The organism is Pseudohongiella sp. (assembly GCF_040877505.1).
Taxonomy (GTDB): Bacteria; Pseudomonadota; Gammaproteobacteria; order Pseudomonadales; family Pseudohongiellaceae; genus Pseudohongiella.
The window spans coordinates 17,345-34,918 of record NZ_JBBDNQ010000032.1 but is presented as its reverse complement, the minus strand read 5'-3'; the positions used below and the strand labels follow the sequence as shown (position 1 = coordinate 34,918).

13 protein-coding genes are annotated in these 17,574 nt (G+C 57.2%); 9 read left to right on the top strand and 4 right to left on the bottom strand.

Annotated elements, in window-relative coordinates; genetic code table 11:
• Nucleotides 1-20: 20 nt before the first annotated feature.
• Entirely contained in the window at nt 21-1,355 is a 1,335-nt protein-coding gene (gene pepQ, locus WD071_RS11360; protein ID WP_368048495.1) for a Xaa-Pro dipeptidase, read from the top strand.
• Between the two features lie 23 nt (nt 1,356-1,378).
• Here pepQ and waaA read toward each other — a convergent pair whose 3' ends face one another.
• Complete coding sequence (gene waaA / locus WD071_RS11355; RefSeq protein WP_368048494.1) at nt 1,379-2,665, bottom strand: lipid IV(A) 3-deoxy-D-manno-octulosonic acid transferase; 1,287 nt, start codon at nt 2,663-2,665, stop codon at nt 1,379-1,381.
• 136 nt (nt 2,666-2,801) lie between these two features.
• On the opposite strand from waaA, the gene corA reads away from it, so the two are divergent.
• The 3 genes from corA to WD071_RS11340 are packed head-to-tail and all read left to right on the top strand — an operon-like array spanning nt 2,802 to nt 5,946.
• Nucleotides 2,802-3,908 (top strand): magnesium/cobalt transporter CorA, encoded by a 1,107-nt coding sequence (gene corA / locus WD071_RS11350; protein WP_368048493.1) that lies wholly within the window; start codon nt 2,802-2,804, stop codon nt 3,906-3,908.
• Nucleotides 3,905-5,137, top strand: a complete 1,233-nt coding sequence (locus WD071_RS11345) for an FAD-dependent oxidoreductase (RefSeq protein ID WP_368048492.1) — start codon at nt 3,905-3,907, stop codon at nt 5,135-5,137. Before corA ends, WD071_RS11345 begins: the two co-directional genes overlap by 4 nt.
• Nucleotides 5,137-5,946, top strand: a complete 810-nt coding sequence (locus tag WD071_RS11340; protein WP_368048491.1) for an aldo/keto reductase — start codon at nt 5,137-5,139, stop codon at nt 5,944-5,946. The genes WD071_RS11345 and WD071_RS11340 overlap by 1 nt, the downstream gene beginning before the upstream one ends.
• Nucleotides 5,947-5,950: 4 nt before the next feature.
• Here WD071_RS11340 and WD071_RS11335 read toward each other — a convergent pair whose 3' ends face one another.
• Complete coding sequence (locus tag WD071_RS11335; RefSeq protein ID WP_368048490.1) at nt 5,951-7,819, bottom strand: hypothetical protein; 1,869 nt, start codon at nt 7,817-7,819, stop codon at nt 5,951-5,953.
• A gap of 40 nt (nt 7,820-7,859) precedes the next feature.
• Nucleotides 7,860-9,755, bottom strand: a complete 1,896-nt coding sequence (gene sppA / locus WD071_RS11330; RefSeq protein ID WP_368048489.1) for a signal peptide peptidase SppA — start codon at nt 9,753-9,755, stop codon at nt 7,860-7,862.
• Nucleotides 9,756-9,929: 174 nt separating this feature from the next.
• Between sppA and wrbA the strand changes: the two genes are divergently transcribed.
• Nucleotides 9,930-10,529, top strand: a complete 600-nt coding sequence (gene wrbA, locus WD071_RS11325) for an NAD(P)H:quinone oxidoreductase (protein ID WP_368048488.1) — start codon at nt 9,930-9,932, stop codon at nt 10,527-10,529.
• Between the two features lie 103 nt (nt 10,530-10,632).
• Here wrbA and tal read toward each other — a convergent pair whose 3' ends face one another.
• Nucleotides 10,633-11,577 carry a transaldolase gene (gene tal, locus WD071_RS11320; protein ID WP_368048487.1) on the bottom strand — a complete coding sequence of 315 codons (945 nt, stop codon included), beginning with the start codon at nt 11,575-11,577 and terminating at the stop codon, nt 10,633-10,635.
• A 219-nt stretch (nt 11,578-11,796) separates the two neighbouring features.
• On the opposite strand from tal, the gene WD071_RS11315 reads away from it, so the two are divergent.
• From WD071_RS11315 to WD071_RS11300, 4 genes are all read left to right on the top strand, one after another.
• Nucleotides 11,797-12,663, top strand: a complete 867-nt coding sequence (locus WD071_RS11315; RefSeq protein WP_368048486.1) for a hypothetical protein — start codon at nt 11,797-11,799, stop codon at nt 12,661-12,663.
• Nucleotides 12,660-13,736, top strand: a complete 1,077-nt coding sequence (locus WD071_RS11310; protein WP_368048485.1) for a hypothetical protein — start codon at nt 12,660-12,662, stop codon at nt 13,734-13,736. The genes WD071_RS11315 and WD071_RS11310 overlap by 4 nt, the downstream gene beginning before the upstream one ends.
• A 258-nt stretch (nt 13,737-13,994) precedes the next feature.
• Complete coding sequence (locus WD071_RS11305; RefSeq protein ID WP_368048484.1) at nt 13,995-16,532, top strand: TonB-dependent receptor; 2,538 nt, start codon at nt 13,995-13,997, stop codon at nt 16,530-16,532.
• Nucleotides 16,533-16,582: 50 nt separating this feature from the next.
• Nucleotides 16,583-17,488, top strand: a complete 906-nt coding sequence (locus WD071_RS11300; protein WP_368048483.1) for a tyrosine-protein phosphatase — start codon at nt 16,583-16,585, stop codon at nt 17,486-17,488.
• The last annotated feature ends 86 nt before the right edge of the window (nt 17,489-17,574 follow it).

Sequence of the window (17,574 nt, the reverse complement as noted above, 5' to 3'; positions counted from 1 at the left end):
TTCGCGTATTATCCCACAGCATGGACACACAAACGTTATTTCAGCAACATATCACCGAGCTTCAGCAGGGCTGGAACGCGGCATTGCAAAACACCCAGCCTGGCTGTGACGCCATCCTGATCCACAGCGGCAGCAGCCACAACTATTTTGCCGATGACCATGCGCCGCCGTTCAAAGCCTGGGGACACTTCCTGCGCTGGGCACCCGTCGACCGGCCCGACCAGTTTGTGCTGCTTGTCCCGGGACACAAACCGCGCCTGCTGGCCCTGGTGCCACGCGACTTCTGGCACGACCAGTCTCTGGAGACGGAGCGCTGGTGGGCAGACTGCCTGGACATCACCTTCATGGAGAACCTGTCGGAGCTGGCCACGCACCTGCCCGGGGTCACAACGCTGGTTTTTCTGGGGGAGAATCAAAAACTGGCTGCCGACCTGGGCATTCCGGCACAACAGATCAACCCGGCGTCGCTGCTGTCCTGGCTGGACTATGACCGGGCTGTTAAAACCGACTATGAAATTGGCCGTCTGCGCCAGGCCAATGCTCACGCCTTGCTCGGGCACGGTGCCGCCGAGCAGACTTTTCGCGACGGGGGTGACGAATACGATATCCATCACGCCTACCTGGCGGCCTGCCAGGTGCTGGATCAGGAACTGCCCTATTCCAATATTATTGCGTTGAATGAGAAGGCAGCAATATTGCACTACCAGAACAAACGTCGTTACCTGAACAGTGCCGGCAAACCACCCAATAATGTATTGCTGATAGATGCCGGGTGTCGCGCCTACGGCTATTGCTCCGATATTACCCGCACCTGGGCTGCTGAGGATGCACACCCGGTGTTCCACGAATTGTTGAAACGCATGCAGGCCTTGCAGGCGTCACTGGTAGACAGCGTGGTGCCGGGCGTATCGTTCGCGGACCTGCACCGCAAGGCACACCTGGGGGTGGCCCAGCTACTGACAGACACCAGCATTTGTTATGGCAATCCGGGCACGCTGGTCGACGATGGCACCAGCACCCTGTTTTTCCCGCACGGCCTGGGTCATCTGCTGGGCCTGCAGGTTCACGATGTGGGCGGGCGACTTGCCAACCGCAGCGGCGATATTGCCCCACCGCCGGAGCAATGGCCGGGGCTGCGCAATACCCGCACACTGGACGCCGGTGCGGTGGTAACCATAGAGCCGGGCCTGTATTTTATTCCGGCCCTGCTGGAACCGGCACGCAGCACAACAGCAGCAAAATCGATCAACTGGACACTTGTCGAGGAATTGATACCCTTTGGTGGCATTCGTATTGAAGACAATGTGCTGACCACTGACGAGGGCGCAGATAATCTGACCCGCAACGTCGCCTGAAGCAGGGGCGCCGGTCTCTGCTGTCAGGCAGGCAGATACCGGACCGTCAGATCATAAATGCGTTCGAGCGCACCTTTGTTGGCCGCAACCGCCGTCCTGCCTTTTCCACCCATCACCTGACGCGCGTCATCGTCCTGCAACAGGCGCACAACTTGCCGGGCAAGTTCGTTTTCATCACCGACCGTCCGCAACGCACCTACCTCGGTCAACTGTTCACAGATGGTCTGGAAATTGAATTGCGAGGGGCCTACGAGCACGGGTAAACCCAGTGCGGCGGGCTCCAGAACATTCTGGCAACCCGTATTGACCAGGCTGCCGCCGACAAAAGCCAGCTGAGCCAAACCATAGTAGGCCAGCAACTCACCCATGCTGTCACCCAGAAATATGTCAGTCAGCGCATCAATCTGTGCGCTGTCGCTGCGCCTGACGACCTGCAGAGAGTGTTTGTGGCACAGGCGCTCCACCGCGGCAAACCTTTCCGGGTGACGTGGCACTAAAATCAGAAGCGCAGTTGGCAGCTCCCGCTTGACGAGCTTGAACGCGGCCAGAACCTTCTCTTCCTCGCCATCGCGGGTACTGGCGGCGATCCAGATGAGCCGCGTACCTTCTATACGCTGGGCCATCCCGGCGGTCTGCGCCGCCAGGTTATCGGGCAGACTGAGATCGAACTTCATGCTGCCCGTGATATGCAGCGCCTGATCTGACACGCCCAGACGCCGGAAGCGCTCAGCGTCGGTTTCCGCCTGCGCCGCGATACAATCGATTTTTTGTAACATGGGTTTACCCAGCGCAGAAAATTTCTGGTAACCACGATAGGATTTCTCCGACAACCGGGCATTGGCAACCATGATGCTGGCGCCGCTCCTTTTACTGTAGTGCACCAGGTTGGGCCACAGCTCGGTTTCAACCAGAATGACCAGCGCCGGCTGAAAGGTTTTCAGAAAGCGTTTTACCGCGCCTGCGTAATCGTAGGGCGCATAAACATGGCAGACATCGTTGCCAAACAACTCCTCTATGCGTTCAGATCCTGTGGGCGTCATGGTGGTAACAACGATGCCCCACTCCGGCCGCTGCTGACGCAGGCGGATAACCAGCGGAGAAATCGCCACCGACTCTCCTACCGATGCGGCGTGAACCCATATCCAGCGCTGTTCTTTGCGATGTGCGTGAGCCAGATCAACAAAGCCCAGGCGCTCACCCCAGCGCTTGGCGTAGGCAGGCGACGGCAGCACCAGCGCGCGAAATAGCAGGCGCAACACAATGATGGGCAGCAGCAGATAAAAGGCGAAGTTGTAAATTGCTCTGTTCACGCGGAGTCCCTTCGAGTCAATGCGTACAAATGCACGGGCGTGATACCATTATCGCCACACCCACGCACCAGAGTACAGTAAACTCACTAAAAAGACCGCCTGCTCGAATCGAGCGGACACTTGTGAATCCAGGCTCATGTCAAAACATCACGGTACGCCAAAAGTCAGTCGCCCGCGCCAGCTCAACCGCCTGATCAGGAAGCGCGGCAAGAAGGTCGGGGCCGCCCCTGGCACCCTGATCCACATCGGCCCGGTCACCGCGGATCTGCCCCGAATAAGTCAGATTCACTACAATCAGACCGCTATCGACGAGTCCACACTGACAAATGCCACAGATTGTCAGCCCCCTGCGCCCGATACTACCGTGGCCTGGTTCAATGTCGATGGCCTGAGCAACCCGGATTTAGTCAGGATTCTTGGGGAAACGTTTAAACTTCACCCCCTGGTTATGGAAGACATCCTCAATACCGATCATCGACCCAAGATCGAGGTCCATGACAATTACCTCTATATCGTGATCAAGATGTTGCAGTTCCGGGAAGACAGTACGTCGATCACCATTGAGCAGGTCAGCCTCATCGTCGGGGACAACTACGTGCTGTCATTCCAGGAACGCCAGGGCGATGTGTTCAACAGTGTTCGCGAGCGCCTGCGCAGCGGACGGCGCATCAGACAAATGGGTGCCGACTATCTGGCCTACGCCCTGATTGATGCCGTGGTAGATAATTATTTCCTGATACTGGAGAACCTGGGCGACGCCATCGAAGACCTGGAGCAGGAGTTAATCGACAAACCCACGCCGACAACCCTGCACAGGATCCATCATTTCAAACGCGAGATGCTGCTTTTGCGCAAGGCAGTGTGGCCGCTGCGCGAGGTCCTGAGCAGCCTGAGCAGGGACGAGGATGTGGTCATCAACAGCGAAATCCGTCTGTTCCTGCGCGATGTGTATGATCACTCCATTCACATCATGGATAACATCGACACCCTGCGCGACCTGCTGACGGGCATGATCGACCTGTATGTGTCCAGTGTCAGTCAACGCATGAACGAAATCATGAAAGTGCTGACCATTTTTGCCAGTATCTTCATGCCACTGACATTTATCGCCGGTGTTTATGGTATGAATTTCGAGTACATGCCGGAACTGGCAATCCCCTGGGCTTACCCGCTAACTCTATTGTTCATGCTGGCCGTGGGTGTCGGGCTTGTTTTGTACTTCAAATGGCGCAAATGGTTATGAGCACCGAACTCAAGGTACAGATCGCGATTATCGGCGGCGGTATCGCCGGCCTATGGCTGCTCAACCGCCTCAATCAGGCCGGTTACGACACCATTCTGCTGGAACAGGATGCCATGGGCGGCGGACAGACCCTGGCATCGCAGGGCATTATCCATGGGGGGCTGAAATATGCGCTTAATGGCGCTCTGAGCCCGGCCAGCAGTGCCATTGCCGCGATGCCCGACCGCTGGCGGGCCTGCCTGCAAGGCGAAGGGGAACTGGACCTGCAAGGCTGCCAGGTGCTGTCGCGGCATTATTACATGTGGTCCAGCGGCAGTTACCGCTCGCGAATGAAAGCGTTTTTGGGCAGCAAGGCCCTGCACGGGCGCATTGACGCCCTCAAACCGGCGCAGTATCCGGCGTTCTTTCGCGACAGCGGCAGTCACCGGGTTCAGGGCACGGTTTATCAGTTAACCGATTTTGTTGTTGATACCCCATCTCTGCTGAGGACACTGACTGCGCCCTGGCGCGACCGCCTGTTCCAGTGCCGGAATATTCAGCTGACCAGTGACGACGACAGTACCCGCCTGCAGCTGGACACCGGCACCGACACGATCGACCTGCGCGCAACTCGTGTCATCCTGTGCGCGGGCGAAGGCAATGAAGGGCTTCTGAACGACTGGCAGCATCCGGCTACGATGATGCCACCGCTCATGCAGCGTCGCCCCCTGCACATGGTCGCCGTGAGAGTTTCGCACCCGGCCCCGCCCTATGTGCACTGTATCGGCGACAGCTTTGGCATGACACCGAGGCTGACTCTGACGGCTCACCCGTGCAAAGAGGACGATGGCCTGCACTGGATCTGGTACCTTGGCGGTGAACTGGCAGAATCGGGTATGAACCGCAGCGAGCCGGAACAACATGCTTTCGCTCGGCGCGAACTGGAATCCCTGTTCCCCTGGATAGATTTCAGCCACTCCATATGGAGCAGTTTCTTCATCAACCGCGCCGAGCCCAGAGTGGCCGACCGGCAACGTCCCGACAACGCCTATGTCGAAGACTGCGGTCCGTTAATGGTTTGCTGGCCGACCAAACTGACTTTGTGTCCCGACCTGGGCGACACGGTTGTGACCCTGCTTGATGCACAGTCGCTTATTGGCAACGACGACTCATTACCCACCCTGAAAGCACTAAATGAGCTGTTACCGACACCGGGCATTGCACCTCCCCCCTGGGAGAACCTGCGCTGATGTTGACGCTGCCTCATCGCACGCTGGGAAGCACCGGCATTGATGTTTCTTGCCTGGGCCTGGGCACAGTCAAGATCGGACGCAACGAAGGCGTCAAGTACCCCGAAAAATTTACTATCCCCGACGATTCAGCCGTTCGCAATCTGCTGCGCCAGGCGCAGGAACTGGGCATCAATTTCATCGACACCGCCCCCGCCTACGGCAGCAGCGAGGAGCGCCTGGGCAAACTCATGCAGCGACGCCAGGAATGGGTTATCTGCACAAAAACGGGTGAAGAGTTCAGCGGCGGGATCTCCGGGTTCGATTTCAGTGCGCAGCATACCCGGCACAGTATCGAGCGCAGCCTGAAACGCCTGCGGACCGACTACCTGGACCTGGTGCTGGTGCATTCCGACGGCAACGACCAACACGTCATCGAACACACGGACTGTCTCGACACGCTGATGCGTTGCCGCGAGCAGGGACTGATCCGGGCAGTCGGTTTTTCTGGCAAAACCGTTGATGGCGGTTTGCTGGCGGCAAACCTGTGCGACCTCGTCATGGTGAGCTATAACCCGCAGCATACCGCTGAAGTCGATGTCATTGATCACGCCCACAAACTGCACAAGGGTGTATTAATCAAGAAGGCATTTGATAGCGGGCATGCCATCGTCGGGCAGAATAATACGGAAGATGCTGTGACACAGAATATGCGGTTTGTTTTTTCCCGGCCGGGTGTGTCAGCCATAATCGCCGGCACTATCAACCCAAAGCATTTGCAGCAGAATGTCGCCGCCGCCACGCGGGCTCTGTCAACAACATCGGCATAAACGGCTATTGGAACGCATCGCGATTAATATTGAAGCGTCGCTGCTGATACGCTTCAATGTCGGCAAACGTTTGCTGCGCAGCACTGGTGTACGCTTCTTTCAACGCCGTTTTCAATGCCGCTTTGTCCTCCGCCAATACCGCCATCATGTCGGTCCGCATTTGCGCCCGATTCAATGATTCGTCAACCTCATTGATCAGCAGATCGGTACCCACCCAGGTTGCGGCTGCCAGTGCCGGTGCACAAATAATCACCAGCGGCCCGCACAAAGTACCGGCACTGCCTGCCGCGGCACTGCTCGCCAGCCTGCCGGTCAGGCGGGCAAAACCACTGGAGATGACCCGTTTCGTCGCCGTGCGACTGACCACTCGGGAGCCCATGCGCATACTGGCGCGTGCCGCCAGCACGCCAGCGCCAGAACCGGCACCCACCAGCGATTTACTCATGTACTCGTCCAGCGCCAGCGTGGGTTGTGGCAATGTCAGACAATCCGCTGTCGACAATAATTGCGCCATCAGCGCATCCTGCATTTCGTACAGCTGCCGCACCTCGGCATCAAAGCTGCCGGCCAGGGCTTCAGTAATGTCCGCCACTCCCGGCGCCACCGTCGTGCTGACATAGGTATCAATCCGCTCACCGATATAGTCAGCGAACGTGGTTTCAGCCATCGCCGAACGGCCCATGAACGCCAGCTGGGTATATTGTCCGCGTAAACTGAAATTCCAGTCGAGGAAACGCTCTACACCGGCTGCGGCCGGGGCGAAAGCCCGCTCTACCTGCTCATCAATGTTCGTATTTATCCGGGCCAGCATGGCCTGCTGTTGCCCGGACAGAACCTGTTGCGCCTGTGCGGCGAGGTCTTGCTGTTGCACCTGTTGCTGCGCCGGCGTGATATTGCGGCAGGGGTCGATCGGCCCCATCGGCAAGGCATTGTGCGGGCCGACATCTACTGTGCGCTGAGGCATCAGATATGAACCAACATTTACCTGTGTCAACACCAGGTAAATCAGCAGCATCACGATCATCGCGACACTGAAGTAACGTGCAAAGGGTGAAGCACCCAGCACTGGTTGAGCCGCTTCTTTACGTCCGGCTACCAGGGTAATCCATCCCAGCAGCAGTACCCAGATTGACCCCAGTTTCAGCGCATTGACCAGCAGAAACACAAGCCAGGCACTCAATTTGACCGGCGCCAGCAGCGCATCACTGTCCGATGCCATCTGCATCAGGTGCCACATACCATCATTAAGAGCGGCATTGATACCTAACAGCGCACCAACAGGTGCCAGCGCAGCCTGGCCAGCCTCCTGCTGATACGCCGCTTGCGTCACCAAGGCAAAGTTCAGGTGTCGGGTATCAGGTACATCAACAAGGTAGAACTGAAGCAGGACCAGCACCACGGCAGCGACGCCCAGGGTACAGCGATGACTGATTCTCAGCAGTACCGGCAAGCGATACTGAGGCGTCAGTTCAGCCGCGAACCAGCGGTGGCTGAGCCAATAGAACAACAGGAATAACGGCAGGCTGGAAATAATGACAAACCATTCCAGATTTGTCAGCTCGCTGGTCATGGTCAGCGCAATCAGCGCACTTGTCAACGCCACAAGCATCAACAGCAAGCGCTGAAGATAGCTGTCCCAGAACAGCCGTCTTAGCAGACTGCCGTCACCGGTCACATGGCTCAGCAGGGCATGACGGCGCATCAGATTGACGCGGGACAGATACTGAAACGCCAGCCATGACAACACCAGCACGACCACCAGCAAACCGGAAACATTCATCGCGGCCAACGGATAGTAGCGGATTACGCCCAGCACCAGCAGAGAACCGGCCAGGGCGTAAAGGCCGGTTTTGATGGAGCGCCTGTCTGACATACCGCCTCCAGCGACGGCTACTTTACCAATATCGGGATATTCAGTGCGGCGTCATGACACAGACGTTGCACACCAGCAATGTGCGCAGACGTTGCGCGGGGTAATCCTGTGGCAATATCAGATCCATCATCGATTGCCAGCGTTGCACTTCGTGTGCAGGCACACCCGCGAGTACGCGGGACAGATCAAGCGCACCATGCGCCGGGGAATTACGCAGCCCACTGACAACGCCATCACGAACAGTTGCCAGGACCTGCGTCGCGCCCATGCTGTCCATCATCTGTATCAACATCTGTTCGCCAAAGCTTAACGGTTGTTCCACATACACTTCCTGCCAGGCCTGCAAACCGGCCAGCTCTGCGGCTGATGCGATCGCCTGCTCCAGGTCACCCAGTTCATCAACCAGATCCAGCTCAAGTGCCTGCGCACCCGTCCATACGCGCCCCTGGGCCAGCGCATCGACTTCCGCCAGCGGGATATCACGGCCATCAGACACCAACTGAATAAATCGCTGATAGGCGTCATCAATGGTGCTCTGATAAATTGTGGCCAGTACGTCGTCCATACCACTCAGGGGATCACCGGCCCTCGACATGGCTGTGGTGCCAACCCCGTCAACGCCGATGCCCAGGTTGTCCAGTGCCTCTTCAAAGGTCGGTATCATACCAATGACCCCGATGGAGCCGGTGATGGTCGATGACGAAGCCAGAATTCTGTCAGCGGTCGCGGCAATCCAGTAACCGCCTGATGCTGCCGTGCTGCCCATGGACACAACAACAGGACGCCCCGACTGCTGAAACTGGGTCAACGCGGCGCGAATTTCCTCGGATGCCAGCGCCGCACCGCCGGGAGAATCTATACGCAACACCAGTGCTTTAACCGCGTCACTTTGCTGCGCGATGCGCACCAGTTCCGACACATCGTCAGCGCCTATCAGACCTTGCGGCTGCTCCCCGGGCATGATGGTGCCTTGTGCCACAATCACCGCTACCTGGTCATTCAAAGGCGGGATTATACGGTCGGTAGCACCCAGATAGTCTTTGTAGTGAATCTGCCGGAAACTGCCATTGTCATTGTCCACGCCCACACTGGCAGCTACCTGCCGTCGGAAACTGTCAATGCCGGCGATATTGTCAACCAGCCCCTGCTCGAAGGCCACACGCGACATATCACCACTGGCTGCCATCAGTAATTCAGGAAACCGGTCCGCATAGGCCTGCAGCTCAGCAGGGCTGCGCTCCCGGTTCGGGGCCACCCGCGCCAGGAAGCCTGACCACAGTTCCCCCATCAACGTCTGCGCGTCGGCGCGTGCCTCGTCGGACATATCCATCCGGGTGAACGGCTCCGCTGCAGACTTGAACTCACCGACGCGAAACACATGTACATTGATATTGAGTTTGTCCAGCAGATCGCGGACAAAAAGCTGATTGCCGCCATAACCGGTGATCATCACGCTGCCCATCGGGTGCAGGGTAATGGTATCCGCGTAAGACGCCAGGGCATACTGGCCTTGCGAAAAATAGTCGCCGTAAGCATAGATGAGCTTGCCGCTGTCCTTGAAGTCAGCCAGGGCATCGCCCAGAATTTCAATATGAGCAGGGCTGACACCCAGCAGGTCCTCCAGATCCATGACCAGTGCCGTGATGCGGTCGTCTTCGCCGGCGCGCTGCAACGCATCCACCAGATCCTGCAGCACTGAATTCTCCGGCATCGCCGGCCCCAGCAACAGGTCGGCAGGGTTAGCCTGGCTGCGCTGCTCCGTGATGACACCGGACGGTGACCACACCAGCGCCGCCTCGTCAGGTACGGTCATCGGCTCAGGCCCGGAAAACACTGCGTACAATACAACACCGATGATCAGCAGGAAAATCAAACGCCCCAGCACCACCCGCACCGCGTCAATCATCCGTCCCAAAAACGACAATAGTCTTTTCATACCCGTTTTATCTCCTTATCTGCCGGTGTCTGTTTCCCACGAATTGGTTTGAACCACTTGAGGAGCTGCGCCCATCCATCAAATTTATTGATGCATATGCGCCAATTATTGCGTCATTCATCGAATCTGTTTTGGTTATGCTGTCTTCAGTCATTTTAGCAGGAGGAATCATCCATGACTCGAGTATTAGTGCTTTATCATTCCATGTACGGCCATATTGAAACCATGGCGCAGGCAGTTGCCGAGGGCGCAGCTCGTGTCGACGGCGCTGAGGTTACCATCAAACGTGTTCCTGAAACCATGCCGACAGAGGCCTTTAAAGCCGCCGGTGGCAAGACTGAGCAGGCCGCTGATGTCGCCAGCCCGGCTGAGCTGGGTGATTATGATGCCATCATCCTTGGTGTGCCCACCCGGTTTGGCAACATGTCGGGGCAGATGCGCAATTTCCTGGATCAGACCGGCGGTCTGTGGGCCAAGGGCGCGCTGGCAGGAAAAGTCGCCAGTGTGTTCGCCTCGACAGGGACCGGCGGTGGTCAGGAAATGACCATCACCTCAACCTGGACCACATTGGCTCACCACGGCATGGTCATTGTGCCATTGGGTTATACCGCACCAGAGCTGTTTGATATTTCCCAGGTCAGCGGCGGCACACCCTACGGTGCCACGACCATCGCCGGTGGCGACGGTGCGCGGCAACCCGATGATCGCGAGCTGGCGATTGCCCGCCACCAAGGTGAACACGTCACCCGTATCGCAGCAAAACTGACAGCATAACGTCTCCGCCAGTTGAAGGTAGCTCCAAATGCCGGTCGCGATATGACCGGCACTGACGGCCAGGGTGTCATTACATGCCCTGGCCTTTTTTTGCCCTTCTTTTTTAACGCGTTTCCAGCACCCGACGCAGTGCCAGATAGTCGGCATGAAATTTACGAATCCCTTCTGCCAGCTTTTCCGTCGCCATGGCATCTTCATTCAACTGCCAACGGAAATTGGCCTCCGGCAAACTGATGCGCTTTTCGTTGCTGACCTGCGCCGGGTCCAGCGCGCGCGGCAAATCACCGTCATCCGCCGCCAGTTGTTCCAGCAGAGCAGGTGAAATGGTTAAACGATCACAACCAGCCAGGGCTTCAATCTCGCCGGTATTGCGGAAACTGGCACCCATGACGATGGTCGGGTACCCATGCGTTTTATAATAGCGGTAGATTCGCTGCACCGATAACACGCCCGGGTCATCCGCTGCCGTGTAGTCCTTGCCGGTGCTGGCCTTGTACCAGTCCAGGATGCGCCCGACAAACGGCGAAACCAGGAACACGCCCGCTTCGGCACAGGCGATTGCCTGGTTGAAACCGAACAACAGGGTCAGATTGCACTTGATGCCGTCCTTTTCCAATTGGCGCGCGGCCTGAATACCTTCCCAGGTCGCCGCTATCTTGATCAGTATCCGCGATGTATCCACGCCGGCCTGGGTATAGAGCTCCAGCAACCGATTGGCTTTACGTATGGTGCCTTCAGTATCGAATGACAGGCCGGCATCCGCCTCGGTTGAGACATAGCCAGGCACCGTAGCAGCAATGCGCTGCCCGAAGTTCACTGCCAGCTTGTCCATGGCGGCATCGGTGCGCGCCTCCGCTGTGCTGCCGGTGCGCTGCCCGAACGCCACGGCGTCTGCCACCAGATCGTCATATTGTGATTGCTGCGCCGCGTTCAGCAGCAGCGATGGATTGGTTGTTGCATCCTGCGGCGTGAACTGCCGTATTGCTTCAAAATCGCCCGTATCTGCCACCACCGTGGTCATTTTCTTGAGGGCGTCCAGTTTGCTCATAACAATATCCTGTTGAATCCTGTGAATTTCCGGTCATGTAAAGCCAGACTCCGAATATCCTGCATATCCACACCTGACGTCAATGTAATAAAACTGCAACAAACATGGCTTAGGCTAAACATCTTCCCCAAAGAATACGAACCAACACGCTATCTGAAAACATAGCCGAGCTCCGGAAAAACATACTCGAGGCAGTCAGTGCGAGGCAAAGCAGGCGATATGAAGCCAGGCAGTCTATGGCCTACCAGACCCCGATTGTTAGCGGGCAGCGCTTTCCTGCTGATAGCCATTGTGTTGTCCGGTATTTTGTCACACCAGAATGCGCGCATCAGCCTGGGCGAATACTACCAGTACCGCTGCTCCACAGGTCTTGCGTCCGGTCCGGAGCTGAGAATTCTGTCAGTGATTCCCACCTATGCTGCCGAGATGGCGCAAAAACTTTGCCGTTCGCCGGCGATCAGCGAGGAATTCGCGTCGGTGAAAGTGTCATGGAAGCCGCGCACCCTGCTCAGCACCGCGGATCTGGTCAACCAGCGCTATGACGTGATCTGGAACCGGCACCATTTCCTGACCGGTTTGATGCCCGACTTTGACGAGCATTACGATACCTTGCTGCACTACGATAACTATTCGGTGTTCTGGCTCAGCCTGAACAACACGCCACAAATGACGGCGGAGTACTTTCAGGGCAAGCGCATTGGCCTGCTCGCTGACGACAGCAGCCATACCCATAATCTGCTGCCATTGACCTCCCTGGCCACCATCGACACATTGGGGGAAAACTACGTACCGGTGTATTTCGCCAACACTGGCTCCCTGTATGACAGTTTCTATCGTGGCGAGCTCGATCTGATCACCGGCGGGTTGAATCTCGCAATTGACAGGCCGGTATTTCGCACGCTGGTCGACAACTCGGCAACAGCGGCAACTTTTTTTGTGCGCCAGCCACTCGAAAGCCCGGCCCAGCGCTGCGAGATCGTAGCCGCACTCAGGTTATTGACCCAACTGTGGCAGGGCATAGAAACGCACCAGAACATCAACGGCGTTGCCACACACGGCAGCGATGCGGCGGGCAGTTGCCGATGACAACATTATCTGTGTCTACTGACTTTACGCACAAAACGTCCGTGGTCGAATCGCGCTCAAAAGCCACGTTGTGCTGGCTGATGCTTACCGTGGTGCTGTCCTTGGCCGGTGCAGGCGTTGCGCTGTGGTCAGCAAAAACCAGCTTGCAGGACACCCTTGCCGAGCAGTTGCCCCGCAGACTGGCTGACGCGCTGCAATTCAGTTTTGTGTCAGACGCGGACACCATCAATCTGGTCAGCAATGCAGTGGATCAGGATCTGGGCTCGCTAAGCGTTGCCGGACGCTCTGCGCTGTTGCACAACTGCAGCGCCCAACTGATCCGGCTGCTGTCCTCCGCGCCGCAACGAACAACAACACGCTCAGCCCGACTGCTCCCCGTAGCAACCACAATACGGGTGGACTGGCACCACGGTCAGTCCCCGGAAGTCGCCAGCTTTCAGCTGCAATGTACGCTTGATGTGCCAAGACTGCTGGGTATCAATGCCTTTCTCGCGCTCGTATCTGTTCTGCTGATGCTTCTGCTGCCACCCGTCATGTCACGGCGCCTGCCCTGGCTTCTGCTGGGCATCAAACAGCATGGCTACAGCGCTCGTGGTCTCAGACAGGCTCTGGCAATCGCATTGGCGCCGGCCACTATGCGGTTTGATCACCAGCGGCACAGTGTCACCCTGCATGGCATCACCCTGACATTGCCCAAAACCCCTTATTTTTACTACGTCTGGTACGCGCGTCTGCGCCTTGGCTCTGCCCGGGTTTCTGGCGCCAGCCCCGGCGACAACAGTGAAGGCTGGCTGCTGAACCCGGCGACCGACCGACCCGACCGGGTGTCAGCGACATTTTTGATCGAACTCATGACCGCTTGCGGCGGTCACCAGAAAGCCATCAATGATCTGACGGAACACGGTTTGCGCGCAAAAATACTCGACCAGAACCGCAACAAAGTGAAAGACGAGCTTTGTCGCGTGCTGGGCGAAACTCTGGCTGCGCCCTACCTCTTTGAATCAGAGCGTGACCCCCGCACCGCACGCTATCGACACCGGCTTGCCTGCGCACCAAACCTGATAGTGCTGTAAATACAAGCGCCTTTTTCTCCGGACGCAAGCGCCTTTCTCTTTAAGTGCAAGCGTCTACGTCAACTAACCACCTGGTGCATCTTGTTGATATTAAAAACATTCATGTTTAAGAGATATCTCATTTCCGGCAGCAGGGTGTTTTTCACGTAAGCGTCATACAAGCGGCTCAAGATGCCACGGGTCAGGCAGTTCAGCTAGCCATTACCAGGCTGGCAGCTGATGCCTTGTTGAAACAACTTACCCCGGAGCACCCTGGACATGAGCACTAAATTTTCTCCCCAACGTAAACTCGTCTCTGCCTTGATTGCCGCATCTATTGGAGCCTCAGTCAGCTCTATGCCGACACTGGCACAAGACAGCGAAATCACCGAAGTGATCACCTTCGGCAGCCCCATTCGTGACAGCCAGAAAGCCGCCATCGAAGAAAAACGTAACGCCGACAATTATCTGGATGTGGTCTCTGCCGATACCATCGGCCGTTTTCCTGACCAGAACCTGGCCGACTCGCTGGGTCGCATGCCGGGGCTGGCCATTGAACGCGACCAGGGCCAGGCGCGTTATATCAACTTCCGCGGCGCCCCTTTTCGTTATACCTCTCTGGCCATTGACGGGCTGACCATTCCGGGTGCGGAAAATGGCCGGGTGCCACGCTTCGACGCCTTCCCCGCCGTCATTACCCGTCGCATCTCGGCAAATAAGGCAATCACGCCGTCAATGCCCGGCGAGGCGGTATCCGGCTTTATCAATATCGAATCTTTTAACCCGTTTGATGCCGAAGGCTGGTCAGCATCCAGCGACATCGGCACCGGGCGACAGGAACTGGGCGATGGCGATGTCGCGCGCTACAGCCTGCGCCTGTCATGGTCGGACGAGAATATTGGTTTTTCTTTATTCGGTTCACACAACAGCCGCGAACAGGTGACCGACAATCGCGAATTCGACCTCGCCATTGACCCCGCTTCCAACGAACTGCTGCTCAACGAAATCGATTACCGAAGCTACTTTGTAAACCGGGAAGACAATGCCTGGGGCGGACGGCTTGAATACCGGCCGAGCGGCAGCATGAACCGATATTTTTTCTCCACGCTGTACAGCGAGTTCATTGACGAGGAAGAGCGCAACCAGCACGTGTTTGATTTTGCGGGTGGCGCTGAAGCCGCCGGCACTGACCGTGTCATCGGCGATTCGGGATACCAGCCGCTGGTGCTGGCAAGTCGCTACCTGCAAAACGGTCGCTACAATAACTCAGCCCTGACCAACACCCTGGGCGCCGACTTCAGCGTGGGCAACTGGTTCATGGAAGCGCGCCTGAACCAGACGGCAACCGAAAACAACACCTTCCTGCCCATTCCCTTAAGTGTTGGCGGCGCCGCCTCGGCCAGCTTTGACATCAGCGATGTCAAAAATCCGATCACCAATATATCTTCTCCTTTCAGCACCAATCCGATGAATATTGCCGACATCAACTATGCCGTCACGCTTGGCATTATCATCGACTCCAATCTGGACATTGACGCCGACAAAATCAAACTCGACGCGGAGCGCAACATCTCCCTGTTCAACCGCAATGCCTTGCTTGAGCTTGGTTTTGAACATGATATGCGCCAGGGACGCGGCACTGGTTTTGCAGTTGCGCAAGGAGCCTTCCCGCAAAATGTGGATATTGACGCCTTTAACAGCGGCTCGCCCTGGATAACGGATTTCACCAACAGCATCGGCGGCACCTATTACGACAACCCGGGTGTATTTCAAGCCTGGTCTGATGCGGTCGGGGGAGTCAGCGTGACGGCGCCGGCTGATCAGATTGTGGCCATCGATGAGGACATCACAGCCGCTTACGGCATGACCACGACTGACTTTGCCTGGGGCAACATCGTGGCAGGTGCCCGCATTGAGCGCACCGACTATAGCAGCGAAGGCCCGCTGGCATCCTATAGCGATGACTTTGTCCATGTGCTGCCCAGTGCGCACGTCAATATCGACCTGCGCGAGAACGTCAAACTGCGCCTGGCCGCCACCTCCGCCATCAGCCGCCCCACCTACAATGAATGGCGCGCCTCCGCCATCGTCAGCCCGGTTGACCAGGCCGTTACCGGCGGCAACCCCAGCCTGGAACCGGAAGAAGCCATGGGCCTGGACGCATCACTGGAATGGTACTACGGCGACGCCAGTCTGATCTCCCTGGGCGCCTTTCATCGCGATATCGACAATGTGATCTACGCCGATTCCTCAACCATCGACGGTGGCATCTACCTGCCCTCCGCAGCAGGCCAGCGCTGGACCTACACCGGCTTCATCAACGGCGACAGTGGTTCGTTGACCGGTGCCGAGTTCAACCTGATCGCCCAGGTCTCCGACTTTGCCCCCGGCCTGTTGAATGGCCAGCTTGATGGCCTGGGATTTAATGCCAACCTGACTGTGCTGGACAGCGAGTTCACCACCGAGGGCGGCAACCGCTTCAGCCTGCCGGGCACTTCGGAAATGATCTACAACACCTCGGTCTATTACGAGACCAACCGCCTGTCACTGCGACTGAACTACCAGTTCCGTGACGACTGGTTATCCACCACCGAAAACGACGCCATGGCTGAATACTGGGCAGCGCAAAAACGCCTGGACCTGTCTGCCAAGTACGACCTGCCCTGGCAGATGGCGGGCGCAGACCTGTCGGTTTACCTCAACATCAACAACCTGAATGATGCAATTGATGTGCGCTATTCCGGCACCGAACGCACGCCGAATCAGGTTGAGCGTTACGGCCGCTATTACATGGCTGGCATACGCGCCAACTTCTGACATTCATCGGAACACACAACGAATCACATATCATGAAGAGGATACGACACATGTTAAGGCAAACGAGTTCATTCGCCCTGTACGCTGCCCTTGGCGCGACCCTGCTTTTTATGCTCGCTGTCAGCGTCAACGCACTGGCTGCGACGCCTGAGCAGCGCGCACTGATAGAGAGACACCTGATCCCCATGGAAGGCGGGCGTAACTTCCGTGACCTGGGTGGCTACCAGACCGAAGATGGCAGACAGGTCAAATCCGGCCTGCTCTACCGCTCCGGCGTTCTGCATCATTTGACTGATGCCGACTACAAAAAAATAGACGCACTTGATATCCAGACCGTTGTCGATTTTCGGGCCATTGAAGAGCGTCAGGATGAACCAACAAACTGGAAGGCCGGTGACGTCAATATCATGACCTGGGATTACCATATGACCTTCGGTGAGGGCAACGATGTTCTTGGTGCGTTTGCCAATCCGGATCTCGGCGGTCCGGAGGCCGAGGCTTTGATGGCCGAACTGTACCGCCAGATGATTGATCAGCAGCAACCCCACTACGCGGCCATGTTTGATCAGTTGGCCAATAACGATGAAGCCCTGCTGTTTCATTGCACGGCCGGCAAGGATCGCACCGGCATCGCCGCAGCCTTGCTGCTGACCGCACTGGGCGTTGAACGGGAAACTGTCATCGCCGACTACACACTGTCTGAAACCATCGCCAGCCTGCCTGAGTATCAGACGGCAGCGCCAGCGCTGACTGACGACATGGATGAGACTTACAGCTTCCTGGCCTCGATGTCGCCTGCCGCCCTCGACGCGCTGATGGGAACACGCCGCGCCTATATCGAAGCTGCCCTGGACGAGATGGCGACGCGCGCCGGTTCGGTTGACGCCTATATCCGTAATGACCTGGGTGTGAGCGAGCAGGATCTTCAGCAATTGCAGGCCACGTATCTGGAATAAGCCAGGCAAGGATCAAAAGCCCGTTGTCAACGAGCGACAACGGGCTTTTTTTTACTCTGATTTTCACGGAAACTGACCAGCATTGC

What these genes read in the sequence shown, in the direction of transcription:
- corA (WP_368048493.1), top strand. Translation starts at nt 2,802, where the DNA reads ATGTCAAAACATCACGGTACGCCAAAAGTCAGTCGCCCGCGCCAGCTC.
- WD071_RS11315 (WP_368048486.1), top strand. Translation starts at nt 11,797, where the DNA reads ATGAAGCCAGGCAGTCTATGGCCTACCAGACCCCGATTGTTAGCGGGC.
- pepQ (WP_368048495.1), top strand. Translation starts at nt 21, where the DNA reads ATGGACACACAAACGTTATTTCAGCAACATATCACCGAGCTTCAGCAG.
- WD071_RS11310 (WP_368048485.1), top strand. Translation starts at nt 12,660, where the DNA reads ATGACAACATTATCTGTGTCTACTGACTTTACGCACAAAACGTCCGTG.
- tal (WP_368048487.1), bottom strand. Translation starts at nt 11,577, where the DNA reads ATGAGCAAACTGGACGCCCTCAAGAAAATGACCACGGTGGTGGCAGAT.
- WD071_RS11345 (WP_368048492.1), top strand. Translation starts at nt 3,905, where the DNA reads ATGAGCACCGAACTCAAGGTACAGATCGCGATTATCGGCGGCGGTATC.
- wrbA (WP_368048488.1), top strand. Translation starts at nt 9,930, where the DNA reads ATGACTCGAGTATTAGTGCTTTATCATTCCATGTACGGCCATATTGAA.
- WD071_RS11340 (WP_368048491.1), top strand. Translation starts at nt 5,137, where the DNA reads ATGTTGACGCTGCCTCATCGCACGCTGGGAAGCACCGGCATTGATGTT.
- WD071_RS11335 (WP_368048490.1), bottom strand. Translation starts at nt 7,819, where the DNA reads ATGTCAGACAGGCGCTCCATCAAAACCGGCCTTTACGCCCTGGCCGGT.
- WD071_RS11300 (WP_368048483.1), top strand. Translation starts at nt 16,583, where the DNA reads ATGTTAAGGCAAACGAGTTCATTCGCCCTGTACGCTGCCCTTGGCGCG.
- sppA (WP_368048489.1), bottom strand. Translation starts at nt 9,755, where the DNA reads ATGAAAAGACTATTGTCGTTTTTGGGACGGATGATTGACGCGGTGCGG.
- WD071_RS11305 (WP_368048484.1), top strand. Translation starts at nt 13,995, where the DNA reads ATGAGCACTAAATTTTCTCCCCAACGTAAACTCGTCTCTGCCTTGATT.